Origin of the sequence: Leifsonia sp. AK011, from assembly GCF_013410945.1 — a bacterium.
Classification (GTDB): Bacteria; Actinomycetota; Actinomycetes; order Actinomycetales; family Microbacteriaceae; genus Rhodoglobus.
In genome coordinates this window covers 1,735,039-1,750,706 of sequence record NZ_JACCCH010000001.1, presented here as the reverse complement: position 1 = coordinate 1,750,706, position 15,668 = coordinate 1,735,039, and the positions used below count along the sequence as shown (strand labels likewise).

Genomic DNA, 15,668 nt, shown 5'->3' with positions numbered 1-15,668 from the left:
GTTGAAGGTTCAGCGGGCTCGGGGATGCGCCGTCGTGTACATGTCGCGGAGCGTGTCGACGGTCACGAGGGTGTAGATCTGTGTGGTTGCCACCGATGAGTGGCCCAGAAGTTCCTGAACAACCCGGACATCCGCTCCCCCTGCCAGGAGGTGCGTCGCAAAGGAGTGCCGGAAGGTGTGAGGCGAGATCTTCACGCCCAGGTGTGCACGTTCGGCCGCAGCCTGGATCACGAGCCAGGCGTTCTGGCGTGACAGACGCTGGCCGCGCATCCCGAGGAAAAGGGCCGGGGTCGATCGACCGGTTGCCGACAGCAGAGGACGTGCCCTCACGAGGTAGGCATCGAGCGCCCTCCGCGCAAAGCTGCCCACGGGAACAATGCGCTGTTTGTTTCCCTTACCCGTGAGTCTCACCACATCGCCATCGATCACGTCGTCGACATTGAGGTCGACGACCTCGGACACTCGGGCACCCGTCGCGTAGAGGAGCTCGAGCAGTGCGCGGTCCCTCAGCGAACGGATGTCATCGCCCTCAGTCGCGGCGAGCACGGCGTCCATCTGCTCGATGGTGATCGCCTTCGGGAGGCGCAAGCCGAGCTTCGGAGGCTTCGTGTCGGCCGCGACATCCACGGCGACCTGCCCCTCGTCGAGCAGGAACCGATGGAATCCGCGAATCGAAGACAGGACGCGAGCCATGGAGGATGCCGTGAGCGGCCGCTCTGCACGAGTGCGGAGTTCGGTCGAGAATGCCGCGACATCGGCACCGGAGATCTCCTCGGGACGGGTGATGCCCCTTGTCGCGAGCGAGTCGACGTAGGCGAGGAGATCACGCCTGTAGGCCTGCACAGTGTTCGCGGACAGTCCCCGCTCGATCGAGACGTGACGGAGGTAGCGGCCGACCGAATCGGCCACGGAGAGCTGCCGGACGGTCATGCCCTCACGGTGTCGCGCTGCGGCCACGCGGCATCCGCAGCACCGAGTGTGCTCCACCCGCGCTCGCGAGCAGCGTGAGCTGCGAGCACGGCCACGCAGAGGATCGAGTTCTGCACGCGGCGCTCGAGCACCGCCTGCACGGCATCGTCGAGGGTGACCCAGCGCAGCACGATCTCCGCCTCCTCCTCGGTGCGATCAAAGGTCTCGTCGGACGCCGAGACGCCACGCGCGAGGTAGACGCGGATCACCTCATTGCTTCCGCCCGGACTCGTCATGATGTCGGAAAGCACGTTCCACTCGGATGCCACGAGGTCGGCCTCCTCGGCGAGCTCACGCTGCGCCGCTACCAGTGGGTCCTCCCCCGCCATATCGAGGAGGCCCGCTGGCAACTCCCAGTCGCGGGAGCGCACCGGATGCCGGTACTGCTGGATCGCAAGCACCCGGCCCTCCTCATCCATCGCGAGCACCGCGACGGCCCCGGTGTGGTCGACGAAGTCCCGCACCACGTCCGTGCCGCCCATGCCGAAGGTCTCGCGTCGGATGTCCCACACGCGCCCCGCGAACTCGCGAGTGGACGAGGTCACCACGAGGGCGACGTGCTCATCCGCGAGAGGCTCGGAGCTGGTGTCAGGCATCGTCCGGTTCCGGCACCTCGAAGAGGCGCGAAGCCTGCTGGCGCTCGAGGGCAGCACCGATCAGGCCGCGGAAGAGCGGGTGGGCCCGGTTGGGACGCGAACGCAGTTCCGGGTGGGCCTGGGTTCCCACGTAGAAGGGGTGCACCTCGCGCGGAAGTTCCACGAACTCGACGAGGGTGCGGTCCGGGGAGATTCCGGAGAACTTCAGTCCGGCATCCGCTATCAGCTCGCGGTACGCGTTGTTGACCTCGTAGCGGTGACGGTGACGTTCCGCGATCGTCGGCGCACCGTAGAGCTCCTCGACGATCGAGCCGGGCTCGAGTGCCGCCTCGTACAGGCCGAGGCGCATGGTTCCGCCGAGGTTGCCGTCTGCGATGATGTCGACCTGCTCGGCCATGGTGGCGATCACCGGGAACTCGGTTTCCGGGTCGAACTCGGAGGAGGATGCTCCGGCGAGACCCGCAACGTCACGCGCGTACTCGATGACCATGCACTGGAGGCCGAGGCACAGGCCGAGAGCGGGGATTGCGTTCTCGCGGGCGAACTTCAGCGCGCCGAGCTTTCCCTCGATGCCGCGGACGCCGAAGCCACCAGGCACGAGGATGCCGTCCAGGTCGCCGATCATGCGCGCCGCGCCCTCGGGCGTCTCACATTCGTCGGAGGGCACCCAACGGATGGAGACCTTCGCCTGGTGAGCGAAACCGCCAGCCTTCAGTGCCTCGGTGACGGAGAGGTAGGCATCCGGCAGGTCGATGTACTTGCCGACAAGGCCGATCGTCACCTCGTACTTGGGTTCGTGCACGGCCTTGAGCAGATCATTCCAGCCATCCCAGACGACGTCACCCGCGACCAGCCCCAGCTGGTCGATGATGTACGCATCGAGTCCCTGGTCGTGCAGCATCGTCGGAATGTCGTAGATGCTGGGCACGTCGACCGCGTTGACGACGGCAGCCTCGTCAACATCGCACATGAGCGCGATCTTGCGCTTGTTGCTGTCGGAGACGGGGCGGTCGCTGCGCAGCACGAGGGCGTCGGGCTGGATCCCGATCGAGCGGAGGGCGGCGACGGAGTGCTGGGTCGGCTTGGTCTTCTGCTCTCCAGAAGCTCCCATGAAGGGAACGAGGGAGACGTGCACGAAGAACACGTTGCGACGGGTGAGTTCATGGCGCACCTGGCGCGCGGCCTCGATGAAGGGCTGGCTCTCGATGTCGCCGACGGTTCCGCCGATCTCCGTGATGATCACGTCGGGTGCGGGCTCGCCGTCGGGTCCGGGCTGCGCCTGCAGTCGCATCCGTCGCTTGATCTCGTCGGTGATGTGCGGGATCACCTGGACGGTGTCGCCGAGGTACTCGCCGCGGCGCTCCCTCGCGATGACCTGCGAGTAGATCTGCCCGGTGGTCACGTTGGCCGCCTGGTTGAGGTTGATGTCCAGGAAGCGCTCGTAGTGGCCGATGTCCAGGTCGGTCTCGGCACCGTCATCCGTGACGAACACCTCTCCGTGCTGGAACGGGTTCATCGTGCCCGGATCGACGTTGAGGTAGGGATCAAGCTTCTGCATGACCACGCGCAATCCGCGCGCGGTGAGAAGGTTGCCCAGACTCGCGGCGGTCAGGCCTTTACCGAGAGAGGAGACGACGCCCCCGGTGACGAAGATGTGCTTAGTAACGGCCTCGTGAGAATTATCCACCACGGGGTTCCATCCTATTCGACGTTGGGGACGCATTCGCCCGACTCGCGGCACGCAATTCCCGAATGGTCACCGTTTCTGCGCTGCAAGGTCGAGAAGCTCCCGCGCGTGGGCGAGGCCGCTCTCGGAATCGGGGAGTCCGGAGAGCAACCGAGCCATCTCAGACAATCGCTCATCGCCCTCCAGTTGTTCAACGTTCGACTCCGTGACGGCTCCGTCCCGGTCCTTGAGCACCCGGAGGTGATTCGTAGCGAAAGCAGCAACCTGGGCAAGATGGGTCACCACGATGACCTGCGCTGACGCGCTCAGCTCCGCGAGTCGCCTGCCCACCTCGATCGCCGAGGCTCCGCCGACGCCGGCGTCGATCTCGTCGAAGATGAACGTCGGCACAGGGTCGACTCCAGCCAGAACGACTTCAATGGCGAGCATGACCCGGGAGAGCTCGCCTCCCGACGCGCCTCGACCGAGCGGCCGAGGTTCTGCGCCGGGGTGCGGAGCCAGGAGAAAACTCACCTGGTCCTTGCCGAGCGGCGAGTAGTCCTGGCGGTCCTCCACGGTGATGAGCAGCCGAGCATCGGGCATCGCCAGCGCGCCGAGTTCCTCGGTGACTCGCGTCGACAGCTCGCGCGCTGCCTCGCGGCGACGCTCGCTGATCGTCTCAGCGAGCGCCATCACTTCGGCGCGATCCCGCTGCACCTCGTCGCCGAGTGACTCGATGCGCGTCGAATCGCTGTCGAGCTCGAGGAGCCGCGAGCTTCCCGAATCGAGGAAGTCGATGGCGTCGTCAAGGGTCGGGCCGTACTTGCGTACAAGCGCGTTCAGCTCGGCGCGACGGTTCTGAACGCTCTCGAGCTCCTGTGCGCTATCGGTGTCGAGCGAGCTCAGGTAGCTCGCGAGTCGTGCCGAGACCTCGCTGACGGCGAGGGATGCCTCGGCCAACGCCTCGGCGATGGAGCCGAGCTCCGCGTCATGCACCGACACCCTCTCAAGGTTGCGGCGGGCGATGCCGAGAAGCCCCACGGCGTCCCTGGCCTCCTCCGGTGACTCGGACGAGAGAAGCTCGTGCGACTCCGCCGCGGCGAAACGCAGGTCCTCAACGTTCGTGAGGCGGTCGGCGCGTTCGGCGAGCGCGGCGTCCTCACCGCGGGTCGGTGCGACGGCCTCGATCTCCGCGATTGCGACGCGCAGGTCCTCCGCTTCACGCGCACGCCGGTCACGTTCCGCGACCAGCACATCAAGCTCTCCCTGAGCGGTCTGCCACCGGCGGAAGACCGCGGAGTACTCCGTCAGGAGAGTCTCAAGAGTCTCACCGCCGAAGCGATCAAGCGCCTCGCGCTGCGCCGTCGCGGAACGCAGGCGGATCTGGTCGGACTGCCCGTGGACGACGACCAACTGCTGGCCGATCTCGTTGAGGACGCCGATGGGCGCGCTGCGACCCCCGACGAACGCCCGGCTTCGGCCTTCGGCAGAAACAGACCGGCCGAGAATGAGGTCCCCATCATCGAGGTCACCGCCAGCATCCCTCACACGCTCCGCCACTGCCCCCTCGGGGTCAACGACCCAGCGCCCCTCGACGACGGCCTGCGGGCTGCCGGAGCGAATGGCCGCGCTGTCGGCCCGCTCACCGAGCAACAGTCCGAGCGCGGTCACGATCATGGTCTTACCCGCGCCTGTCTCACCCGTGAGCGCGGTGAATCCCGGACCCAGGGGAAGCCGGGCTTCGCCGATCACGCCGAGATCGCGAATGGAGATCTCCTCGATCACGGGCGAGCGCCTTCCTCGCTTCCGGGCCCGCGCCATCCCGTGACCGGGAGTGCGAACTTGTTGACCAGCCGGTCGGTGAAGGGTGCCTGCTGGAGCCGCGCCAGCACCACCGGCACCGGTGACCGTCTCACGACGACCCTGGCGCGCGGGGGCAGCTCGAAGGTCCTGCGGCCATCGGCCCAGAGCACCGCTCCCCCGGGTGTGCGCTCGAGAATTTCGACCGCCAACGCGGACTCGGGGCCCACGACCAACGGGCGGGAGAACAGGGCGTGCGCGCTGATCGGAACGAGGAGCATGGCGTCCAGGCTGGGCCAGACCACCGGCCCTCCCGCGGAGAACGAGTAGGCCGTGGAACCCGTCGGCGTGGACATGACGACACCGTCACATCCGAACGTCGACAGCGGGCGACCGTCCACCTCGACCACGACCTCGAGCATGCGTTCGCGGTTGGCCTTCTCAACGGAGGCCTCATTGAGGGCCCATGTTTCGTAGATGACCTCACCGTCGAGCTTCACGCGCACTGAGAGCGTCATGCGCTCCTCGACCTCGTAGTCCTGGGCCAGCGCGCGGGCCACCGTCTCGCCGAGTTCCTCGCGCTCGCTCTCGGCGAGGAAACCCACGTGCCCGAGGTTCACGCCGAGCAGGGGCGCTGAGCATCCGCGAGCAAGCTCGGCGGCACGGAGGATGGTGCCATCCCCACCCAGCACGATGACGAGCTCGAGTTCGTGCTTCTGCACATCGACGTCCAGGATCGCGGCGCCGACCAGATCCGGAGCCGCCTCCACAATCTGGCCGTGCCCGTCCTCGGGGAGCACGGGCACGAGCCCATCGGCCATCAACTGCCGGCAGACCTCGAGCGCCGCCTCAAGCGACTCAGCGCGCCCGGTGTGCGCGACGACGAGGATGTGTCGTTCGGATGTCACGAGCCCTCCACGTCCCATCGCAGCATTCGCGTCACGCGATCGCGGAAACGGCTGCACTCCATTCTGCCGGATTGCTGCCGCGCTCCGCGCTCAACCAGGCGAGATACTCGCGATTGCCCGCGGTACCGACGATTGGGGAGGGAAGGATGCCCGCGGTCCCGAGCCCGAGGTCCCATGCGGCCCATAACACCCCCATGACAGCCTCGTCCCGGAGCGCCGCCGTGCGCACGACCCCCTCACGGATGCCCGTCCTCCCGACCTCGAACTGCGGCTTCACCAGCAGCACGAAGTCGGCACCAGTCTCGGCCACAGCGAGCATCCCCGGGAGCACTATGCCGAGCGAGATGAACGACAGGTCGCCCACCACCAGGCTTGGCCTCTCCGTCGTTCCCGCCTGCTCGGCGAGGGTCTCGGGCTGCAGATAGCGCGCGTTCACGCCCTCGAGGTTGCGAACGCGGGGATCCGACCGAACCGGTTCTGCGAGTTGTCCGTGGCCAACATCGAGGGAGATCACGGAGCGAGCTCCGCGTTCAAGGAGAACCTGCGTGAATCCGCCCGTTGACGCTCCCACGTCGATCGCCAGCCGACCACGGGGATCGATCGGGAATGTGTCGAGTGCTGCGATGAGCTTGTGTGCTGCCCTGCTCACATAGTGGTCAGTGTTCGCCACCTCGATCGATTGGGTGTCACCCACGCGATGCGCGGGCTTCACGACACCCACTCCGTCCACGGTGACCAGACCCTGCGTGATCAGCGTCGCAGCATGCGACCGCGAGCGTGCGAGGCCGCGAGCGGCCACCGCAGCATCAAGCCGCGAGTCAGCCATGCGTCCCCGGTGAATCGCCCCCTTCGAGGCGTGCCTTCAGCTCCTCGTGCAGCTGGGCCAACGCGTCGGCACGCGTCTCGAGCGGTTGGTCCTCGATCACTCGGAGGCGCGACAGCAGGCCGTCCTGCTCTGCTGGGTCGTTGGTCGAAGGATCGCTCGTCATGCTCACGAATATAGTTCGGGTGGAACGTCGAGGGCATAGATCGTCGCCCCGGAGTTCCAGATCGCCGCACAGCCGGCCCGCAGAAGGTCGAGCCCACTTCCCGCCTCCGCCGTGAGAACGTGAGCGCGTCGCCGTACTCTCGCGCTGCCGACGATCGTCAGGACCGAGTCGCCCTCCTCGACGGTCTGCGTCTCCGGATACGGCTCGTGGAGACCCCTCAGGTCGTCCAGGATGTACGTCGGTCGCTGGTCCGGTACCGCAGCGAGCACCTGCTTGGCCTGGTCGATTCCGGTCAGGACGAGAGCCGAGGGGATGCCGGCGCGATTGGCCCCGAGGATGTCGGTGTCCAGGCGATCCCCGATCATCAGGGCGCGACGGGAGCCGAATCGAGCGAAGGCCTCCTCGTAGATCGCGACTTCCGGCTTACCTGCCACCAGCGGCAGGCGTCCGACTGCCGTGTGCACGGCAGACACCAGTGTTCCGTTGCCGGGTGCGGTGCCTCGAGCCTGTGGGATCGTCCAGTCGGTGTTCGTGGCAACCCAGGGAATGTCGGCCCCCGCCGCGCCACCGAGCACGAAGGATGCCTCGGCCAACTGCAGCCAGCCGACACTAGGGTCGAACCCCTGCACCACGGCCGCGGGTGAATCCTCGGCCGTACGGGTCACCACGAACCCTCGGCGCTCGAGTTCGACCGTGAGGCCCTCGCCTCCCACGACGAGGATCGTCGAGCCCTCCGGCACGAGGCCGGCGAGAAGCGTCATGGCGGCCTGGGGTGACGTGACGACGTCGGATGCAACGACATGCAGCCCCAGATCGACAAGGTGTGCCGCTACCGTCGCATCGGAACGCGAGGCATTGTTGGTCAGATAACCGACGCGAAGGCGAGAGTCGAGCGCGTTTATGCTCTCGACGGCATATTCGATGGGACCGGCCCCCCGGTAGATGACACCGTCAAGGTCGGCAAGGATGACGTCCACATCGTCCAGGATCGACTCAGGCACTCGGCCGCCCCTCGCCCTCATCCGTCGACGGGAAACCCTCGACACTCAGTTCCTCTTCGATGACCTCGATCGTGTCGTCGTCATCGGGGTCGATGGCCTCAGCCGCGATGTCGGCGCGTTTCCACCACTGGTCGGCTTCGGCCTGTCGACCGAGGTCCTCAAGCACGGTCGCATACGCCGCGAACAGCGAAGCGCTCCACGAGTACGCGGTCGTGGGATCGAGTTGCGGGATCTCCAGCTCCTGAAGTGCGGCCTCGGGGTTCTCCTGGTCCAGACGCGCGCCCGACATGGCGATCGCAAGCTCAACCTGCACGGGAACGGGGAGAGACACCCTCGGAACCGAGCGTCCGAGTTCGAGTGCACGATCCGGCCGACCCAGGCCGCGTTCGCTGTCAACCATCATGGGCAGCTGGTCATCGCGACCCGTGATGCGACGGTAGGTCCTGAGCTCGCGAAGGGCGAGTGCGTAGTCTCCGATGGCGTACGCCGTAATGGCAAGAGTCTCCCGGGCCACTCCGATGCGACCGGCCCTGCGTGACGCCGAGATCGCATGGCGGTGTGCAAGCTCCGGGTCGTCGTCAATCAGCCGGGCTGCCATCGCAAGGTGCCGGGCGACCTCCTCAGCGTTCTCCTTGCTCAGGGTCTTCAGTTCGTTGCGAGCAACACGATCGAGGTCGGCAGCGGTTACCGACTCGGGGATCTCCGGGTCATCGTGCCGCGGACGAACCGACTTCGTGCCGAACGGATCCCGGTCAATCTCCGGCTCACGCTCTCGAGCAGAGCGGTCACCGCGAGCGGGGGCTCCGCCCTTCGTCCACAGACGCTTCTCCTCCGGTCGACCCTGACCGGAGCGGGGCGGCTTGCCCCTGGAGTTGTCTCGACCGGATCCGGCTCCCCCACTGCGAGGACGAGACGGTCGATCGTCACGTGAATCGGTCATGGGGGCCTCCTGGGTCCTGCTTTACAGCCGCGAACGCGGCGAGGTGGTGACTTAACGCAAAATGGCCACCCGACTCTGTCTTTCAACAGAATGGGTGGCCATTTCACAAAGAAGTCCGGCGGTGTCCTACTCTCCCACAAGGTCCCCCTTGCAGTACCATCGGCGCAGAGAGTCTTAGCTTCCGGGTTCGGAATGTGACCGGGCGTTTCCCTCTCGCTATGGCCGCCGAAACACTATTGATTTATGTATCGAAATTGGCCAGAACGCTTGATCTCAAAGGATCAGTTTCTGGACGCAGTTCCCGACCGTAAATCGGGAACCACAAAGTGGACGCGAATATCTTCTCATTCACCCTCGAAGGGTGGAGTGTTATCAATTTATCGGCTTATTAGTACGGGTCAGCTCCACGAGTCTTTAGTCCTCGCTTCCACATCCCGCCTATCAACCCAGTAGTCTAGCTGGGAGCCTCTCGACCGAAGTCATGGAAATCTCATCTTGAAGCCGGCTTCCCGCTTAGATGCTTTCAGCGGTTATCCGTTCCGAACGTAGCTAATCAGCGGTGCTCCTGGCGGAACAACTGACACACCAGAGGTTCGTCCATCCCGGTCCTCTCGTACTAGGGATAGCTCTTCTCAAATTTCCTGCGCGCGCAGAGGATAGGGACCGAACTGTCTCACGACGTTCTAAACCCAGCTCGCGTACCGCTTTAATGGGCGAACAGCCCAACCCTTGGGACCTACTCCAGCCCCAGGATGCGACGAGCCGACATCGAGGTGCCAAACCATGCCGTCGATATGGACTCTTGGGCAAGATCAGCCTGTTATCCCCGAGGTACCTTTTATCCGTTGAGCGACAGCGCTTCCACAAGCCACTGCCGGATCACTAGTCCCGACTTTCGTCCCTGCTCGACCTGTCAGTCTCACAGTCAAGCTCCCTTGTGCACTTACACTCGACACCTGATTGCCAACCAGGTTGAGGGAACCTTTGGGCGCCTCCGTTACTTTTTGGGAGGCAACCGCCCCAGTTAAACTACCCACCATGCACTGTCCCTGAACCGGATCACGGTTCGAAGTTAGATATCCAGAGTGACCAGAGTGGTATTTCAACAATGACTCCACCTGAACTAGCGTCCAAGCTTCACAGTCTCCCACCTATCCTACACAAGCCACACCGAACACCAATACAAAGCTATAGTAAAGGTCACGGGGTCTTTCCGTCCTTCTGCGCGTAACGAGCATCTTTACTCGTAGTGCAATTTCGCCGAGTTCGCGGTTGAGACAGCTGGGAAGTCGTTACGCCATTCGTGCAGGTCGGAACTTACCCGACAAGGAATTTCGCTACCTTAGGATGGTTATAGTTACCACCGCCGTTTACTGGGGCTTAAATTCGCAGCTTCGCCTTACGACTAACCGCTCCTCTTAACCTTCCAGCACCGGGCAGGCGTCAGTCCGTATACATCGTCTTGCGACTTAGCACGGACCTGTGTTTTTAGTAAACAGTCGCTTCCCACTGGTCTCTGCGGCCTTCAAACGCTCGGGAAGTAAATTCCGTCACGCCTCAGGCCCCCCTTCTCCCGAAGTTACGGGGGCATTTTGCCGAGTTCCTTAACCACGATTCTCTCGATCTCCTTGGTATTCTCTACCTGACCACCTGAGTCGGTTTGGGGTACGGGCAGCTAGAACCTCGCGTCGATGCTTTTCTTGGCAGCATAGGATCACCGAATTCCCCCGTGAGGGGTATGCATCAGATCTCAGGCTATGTGAGAGACGGATTTGCCTATCTCTCGCCCTACGTCCTTACACCGGGACAACCATCGCCCGGTACGGCTACCTTCCTGCGTCACACCTGTTAATACGCTAACCGCACCAGCATGGGGTCGAGCGTTAGGCCGGATGCGTCACCCCGAAGGGATCAGTCGTCCGGATTAGGACTCTTAGCACTACTGGATTAGCTTGGGCGGTTCTTCGCCGGTACGGGAATATCAACCCGTTGTCCATCGACTACGCCTGTCGGCCTCGCCTTAGGTCCCGACTTACCCAGGGCGGATTAGCCTGGCCCTGGAACCCTTGGTCTTTCGGAGGACGGGTTTCTCACCCGTCTTTCGCTACTCATGCCTGCATTCTCACTCGTGTGGCGTCCACGGCTGGTTTACACCGCCGCTTCACTCGCCACACGACGCTCTCCTACCACTCCGTGCGCCTGGACATAAATGCCTAGCTAATACACGAAATCTACAACTTCGGTGGTGTGCTTGAGCCCCGTTACATTGTCGGCGCGGAATCACTTGACCAGTGAGCTATTACGCACTCTTTCAAGGGTGGCTGCTTCTAAGCCAACCTCCTGGTTGTCTCTGCAACTCCACATCCTTTCCCACTTAGCACACGCTTGGGGACCTTAGTTGGTAGTCTGGGTTGTTTCCCTCTCGACGATGAAGCTTATCCCCCACCGTCTCACTGCTGCGCTCTCACTTACCGGCATTCGGAGTTTGGCTAACGTCAGTAACCTTTTGGGGCCCATCAGCTATCCAGTAGCTCTACCTCCGGCAAGAAACACGCAACGCTGCACCTAAATGCATTTCGGAGAGAACCAGCTATCACGAAGTTTGATTGGCCTTTCACCCCTATCCACAGCTCATCCCCTCCATTTTCAACTGAAGTGGGTTCGGTCCTCCACGACGTCTTACCGTCGCTTCAACCTGGCCATGGATAGATCACTTCGCTTCGGGTCTAGGACCAGCGACTGTATCGCCCTATTCAGACTCGCTTTCGCTACGGCTACCCCTCTCGGGTTAACCTCGCCACTGATCGCTAACTCGCAGGCTCATTCTTCAAAAGGCACGCTGTCACCCCTACTAAGGAGGCTCCAACGGTTTGTAAGCAGACGGTTTCAGGTACTATTTCACTCCCCTCCCGGGGTACTTTTCACCTTTCCCTCACGGTACTTGTCCGCTATCGGTCATCTGGGAGTATTTAGGCTTACCAGGTGGTCCTGGCAGATTCACACGGGATTTCTCGGGCCCCGTGCTACTTGGGATACTCTTCGCGCCATTGACACATTTCAACTACGGGGCTGGCACCCTCTATGGCGTGGCTTTCAATCCACTTCGTCTATATGTCGTTGTAACGCTTGCTGTACGGCAGTAACAGCTGAAAAGTCCCGCTACCCCGACCATGCAACGCCTGCCGGCTATCACACATGATCGGTTTGGCCTCTTCCGATTTCGCTCGCCACTACTAACGGAATCACGGTTGTTTTCTCTTCCTGTGGGTACTGAGATGTTTCACTTCCCCACGTTCCCTCTACCCGCCCTATATATTCAGGCGGGAGTCACCAGGTCGAATTGCTTCGCCTGGCGGGGTTTCCCCATTCGGAAATCCTCGGATCAAAGCTCTATTATCAGCTCCCCGAGGCTTATCGCAGATTTATACGTCCTTCTTCGGCTCCAGATGCCAAGGCATCCACCGTCTGCTCTTAGAAAATTGATATCACATGAGTTTGAATCGATCGCCAGCCCGAAGGCTGGAGATAGACCAATGATTGTCCTGACAAGAGTCAGGAGTCATCGTTTATGTGATCCGAACCTTTCGGTTCGAATCTAAGATGCTCGCGTCCACTGTGTAGTTCTCAAAATACGGGCGGTACCCCGTGTGCCAAGCCCTAGGGGCTAGTCACAACAAGGTCCAGAGGTCCGATCGACACCCGAAGGCGCCGGCCCGGTCCCTCAGGACCCAACAGCGTGCAGAAGACCAGACTCGAGTCGAGCATCCGTTCCTGCGTTGTGTTCGTCGTCGAGACGAAAAACACAGCGCGTACTGAGAGGCAAGATCCTTACCTGGTCACAATGTCAATGTTCCACCCATGAGCGCCGTCTGACCCGAACAGGTCAGTACGACTTGGCTGCTTTGTTCTCCCTGTATACAGAGGAGAGCAGCACGTGCTCCTTAGAAAGGAGGTGATCCAGCCGCACCTTCCGGTACGGCTACCTTGTTACGACTTAGTCCTAATCACCGATCCCACCTTCGACAGCTCCCTCCTTGCGGTTAGGCCACTGGCTTCGGGTGTTACCGACTTTCATGACTTGACGGGCGGTGTGTACAAGGCCCGGGAACGTATTCACCGCAGCGTTGCTGATCTGCGATTACTAGCGACTCCGACTTCATGAGGTCGAGTTGCAGACCTCAATCCGAACTGAGACCGACTTTTTGGGATTCGCTCCACCTTACGGTATTGCAGCCCTTTGTATCGGCCATTGTAGCATGCGTGAAGCCCAAGACATAAGGGGCATGATGATTTGACGTCATCCCCACCTTCCTCCGAGTTGACCCCGGCAGTCTCCTATGAGTTCCCACCATTACGTGCTGGCAACATAGAACGAGGGTTGCGCTCGTTGCGGGACTTAACCCAACATCTCACGACACGAGCTGACGACAACCATGCACCACCTGTTTACGAGTGTCCAAAGAGTTGACCATTTCTGGCCCGTTCTCGTATATGTCAAGCCTTGGTAAGGTTCTTCGCGTTGCATCGAATTAATCCGCATGCTCCGCCGCTTGTGCGGGCCCCCGTCAATTCCTTTGAGTTTTAGCCTTGCGGCCGTACTCCCCAGGCGGGGAACTTAATGCGTTAGCTGCGACACAGAAACCGTGGAATGGTCCCTACATCTAGTTCCCAACGTTTACGGCATGGACTACCAGGGTATCTAATCCTGTTCGCTCCCCATGCTTTCGCTCCTCAGCGTCAGTTACGGCCCAGAGATCTGCCTTCGCCATCGGTGTTCCTCCTGATATCTGCGCATTCCACCGCTACACCAGGAATTCCAATCTCCCCTACCGCACTCTAGTCTGCCCGTACCCACTGCAGGCTGGAGGTTGAGCCTCCAGTTTTCACAGCAGACGTGACAAACCGCCTACGAGCTCTTTACGCCCAATAATTCCGGATAACGCTTGCACCCTACGTATTACCGCGGCTGCTGGCACGTAGTTAGCCGGTGCTTTTTCTGCAGGTACCGTCACTTTCGCTTCTTCCCTACTAAAAGAGGTTTACAACCCGAAGGCCGTCGTCCCTCACGCGGCGTTGCTGCATCAGGCTTGCGCCCATTGTGCAATATTCCCCACTGCTGCCTCCCGTAGGAGTCTGGGCCGTGTCTCAGTCCCAGTGTGGCCGGTCACCCTCTCAGGCCGGCTACCCGTCGTCGCCTTGGTGGGCCGTTACCTCACCAACTAGCTGATAGGCCGCGAGTCCATCCTTGACCGAAATTCTTTCCACGCGCAGAAGATGCCTTCGCGCGTCGTATCCGGTATTAGACGTCGTTTCCAACGCTTATCCCAGAGTCAAGGGCAGGTTACTCACGTGTTACTCACCCGTTCGCCACTAATCCGCCGGAGCAAGCTCCGGGTTCATCGTTCGACTTGCATGTGTTAAGCACGCCGCCAGCGTTCATCCTGAGCCAGGATCAAACTCTCCATAAATGTTTATGCGCCATCGTTGCCTCCGGAATGGGAGGACGAACAATGACAAGTTTGAAACTGACAGAACAAATCAATACTGACTTGCTTTGTTGTTTATATCTTTTCCAAAGGAATCCGTGTGTTAGTGACGTCAACTCCGAATGGAGCCGCAGTCAATACCACAACGGGTTTTTGGCATTTGACATTGTGCACGCTGTTGAGTTCTCAAGGATCGGACGCTCCTGGATTCCACGCTTGCGCGTGTCGCTCCAGGGCAACTTGCCTTTGTTTGTTACCCTCCCGCTCTCGCGCCGGGCAACTTGTCTAACTTACCACCAAGCCTGCGTTAGTCAAATCGACCCGCCGGAGACTTTCAGATCTCCGAACGCACCCGCTGGGTGGGTTTTCACCCTAATCCTGGAAGCAGAATCTCACAAGGAGTATCCGTACTTACTTGGGGGTGGTTGTCCCTCTTGAGGCCGGAATGTTGGGGGTTGAACCGCTCCGAACTTTCCGCACCTTTGGGGTGACAGGTGATTACATTACGGGGATCTGGGAGGTGCTGCAAATTACGACGCATCCCGGGCGTGTCGCGCCAGACTTGCCCGGATTCCTGCGGCGAGGAGCGTGAGCGCACACAGCGCGATCGCTCCCCCGGAGGTGCCCACGCGCTCGAGGAACAGGAACCATCCCGAAGAATTTCCGTCGCCTCGGAGGACGGCAACGAGAACTCCAGCCGCGAGGAGGGACAGCGGCACCAGGGCCGCCGCGATCACGCGCACCCGAGTGGGCGTCCGGTACGTAACATCCCGTGGGATCTGCCGTGCACACCAGATCTGGACCCAGAGGCCAATGCCCGCGAGTCCCAGCACGGAGCTCGCGAGTGCGACCCACTCCCAGAGCGGCCTACCCGAGAGCTCGGCGTTCAACGCGGGTATCAGGGCGCTCCCCCAGCGTCCTTCGTGCGTGAAGGCGTCCCATACGAGATGGGTCACGACTCCGATCGCCAGCGAGAGCAGGAGCAGGAGAGTCCGGCGTGAGCTGCCCCAGGTATCGCGCCATCCGGCAGAGACATCTCGCCACGCATCGGGCAGGCGCCGCGCGTACCACCCGGGAACCAGCTCGGGAACAGCAGGGCGAAGTAGGACCCGCCATACCAGGAAGAGCCCGAGCGCGAGCGGCAGATCGACGGGAATCACGGCCCACCACGAGTGTGTTGTCCAGTAGTCGGGTCCGACACGGAGGTACAAGGGCAGGTCCGGCATCATCGCGCCGATCGCCACCGCCCCGGGAACCAAGGGAGTCCGGATGAAAGGAAGCGCGACGATAGCGTGCGCCGGCGTGAAGGGCAC

Annotated in this window: 10 protein-coding genes and 3 rRNA genes; all 13 read right to left on the bottom strand. The window is 62.0% G+C overall.

The window, feature by feature from the left end; genetic code table 11:
• Positions 1-9 precede the first annotated feature (9 nt).
• Entirely contained in the window at positions 10-930 is a 921-nt protein-coding gene (gene xerD, locus HDC94_RS08540; protein ID WP_179496666.1) for a site-specific tyrosine recombinase XerD, read from the bottom strand.
• Complete coding sequence (locus HDC94_RS08535) at positions 927-1,565, bottom strand: NUDIX hydrolase (RefSeq protein WP_179496664.1); 639 nt, start codon at positions 1,563-1,565, stop codon at positions 927-929. Before HDC94_RS08535 ends, xerD begins: the two co-directional genes overlap by 4 nt.
• The gene (locus HDC94_RS08530) at positions 1,558-3,288 is read right to left on the bottom strand and encodes a CTP synthase (RefSeq protein WP_179496662.1); all 1,731 of its coding nucleotides are present in this window, start codon (positions 3,286-3,288) and stop codon (positions 1,558-1,560) included. Before HDC94_RS08530 ends, HDC94_RS08535 begins: the two co-directional genes overlap by 8 nt.
• A 33-nt stretch (positions 3,289-3,321) precedes the next feature.
• A complete protein-coding gene (gene recN / locus HDC94_RS08525; protein ID WP_179496660.1) occupies positions 3,322-5,016 on the bottom strand; it encodes a DNA repair protein RecN in 1,695 nt (564 codons plus the stop codon).
• Positions 5,013-5,939 (bottom strand): NAD kinase, encoded by a 927-nt coding sequence (locus HDC94_RS08520; protein WP_374757268.1) that lies wholly within the window; start codon positions 5,937-5,939, stop codon positions 5,013-5,015. The genes recN and HDC94_RS08520 overlap by 4 nt, the downstream gene beginning before the upstream one ends.
• A gap of 31 nt (positions 5,940-5,970) precedes the next feature.
• On the bottom strand, positions 5,971-6,765 hold the full coding sequence (locus HDC94_RS08515; RefSeq protein ID WP_179496656.1) for a TlyA family RNA methyltransferase: 795 nt from the start codon (positions 6,763-6,765) through the stop codon (positions 5,971-5,973).
• Positions 6,758-6,928, bottom strand: a complete 171-nt coding sequence (locus HDC94_RS14605; RefSeq protein WP_257021648.1) for a hypothetical protein — start codon at positions 6,926-6,928, stop codon at positions 6,758-6,760. Before HDC94_RS14605 ends, HDC94_RS08515 begins: the two co-directional genes overlap by 8 nt.
• Before the next feature lie 2 nt (positions 6,929-6,930).
• Complete coding sequence (locus HDC94_RS08505) at positions 6,931-7,950, bottom strand: HAD-IIA family hydrolase (protein WP_179496652.1); 1,020 nt, start codon at positions 7,948-7,950, stop codon at positions 6,931-6,933.
• Positions 7,922-8,869: a hypothetical protein gene (locus HDC94_RS08500; protein WP_257021647.1), complete on the bottom strand. Its 948-nt coding sequence runs from the start codon at positions 8,867-8,869 to the stop codon at positions 7,922-7,924. The genes HDC94_RS08505 and HDC94_RS08500 overlap by 29 nt, the downstream gene beginning before the upstream one ends.
• Before the next feature lie 113 nt (positions 8,870-8,982).
• A 5S ribosomal RNA gene (gene rrf / locus HDC94_RS08495) occupies positions 8,983-9,099 on the bottom strand.
• A 138-nt stretch (positions 9,100-9,237) separates the two neighbouring features.
• A 23S ribosomal RNA gene (locus HDC94_RS08490) occupies positions 9,238-12,354 on the bottom strand.
• 460 nt (positions 12,355-12,814) lie between these two features.
• A 16S ribosomal RNA gene (locus tag HDC94_RS08485) occupies positions 12,815-14,337 on the bottom strand.
• The 16S, 23S and 5S rRNA genes sit together here, the layout of an rRNA operon.
• Positions 14,338-14,885: 548 nt before the next feature.
• Positions 14,886-15,668 (bottom strand): DUF4184 family protein, encoded by a 783-nt coding sequence (locus tag HDC94_RS08480; RefSeq protein ID WP_179496650.1) that lies wholly within the window; start codon positions 15,666-15,668, stop codon positions 14,886-14,888.

What these genes read in the sequence shown, in the direction of transcription:
- xerD (WP_179496666.1), bottom strand. Translation starts at nt 930, where the DNA reads ATGACCGTCCGGCAGCTCTCCGTGGCCGATTCGGTCGGCCGCTACCTC.
- HDC94_RS08535 (WP_179496664.1), bottom strand. Translation starts at nt 1,565, where the DNA reads ATGCCTGACACCAGCTCCGAGCCTCTCGCGGATGAGCACGTCGCCCTC.
- HDC94_RS08530 (WP_179496662.1), bottom strand. Translation starts at nt 3,288, where the DNA reads ATGCGTCCCCAACGTCGAATAGGATGGAACCCCGTGGTGGATAATTCT.
- HDC94_RS08515 (WP_179496656.1), bottom strand. Translation starts at nt 6,765, where the DNA reads ATGGCTGACTCGCGGCTTGATGCTGCGGTGGCCGCTCGCGGCCTCGCA.
- HDC94_RS14605 (WP_257021648.1), bottom strand. Translation starts at nt 6,928, where the DNA reads ATGACGAGCGATCCTTCGACCAACGACCCAGCAGAGCAGGACGGCCTG.
- HDC94_RS08505 (WP_179496652.1), bottom strand. Translation starts at nt 7,950, where the DNA reads ATGAGGGCGAGGGGCGGCCGAGTGCCTGAGTCGATCCTGGACGATGTG.
- HDC94_RS08500 (WP_257021647.1), bottom strand. Translation starts at nt 8,869, where the DNA reads ATGACCGATTCACGTGACGATCGACCGTCTCGTCCTCGCAGTGGGGGA.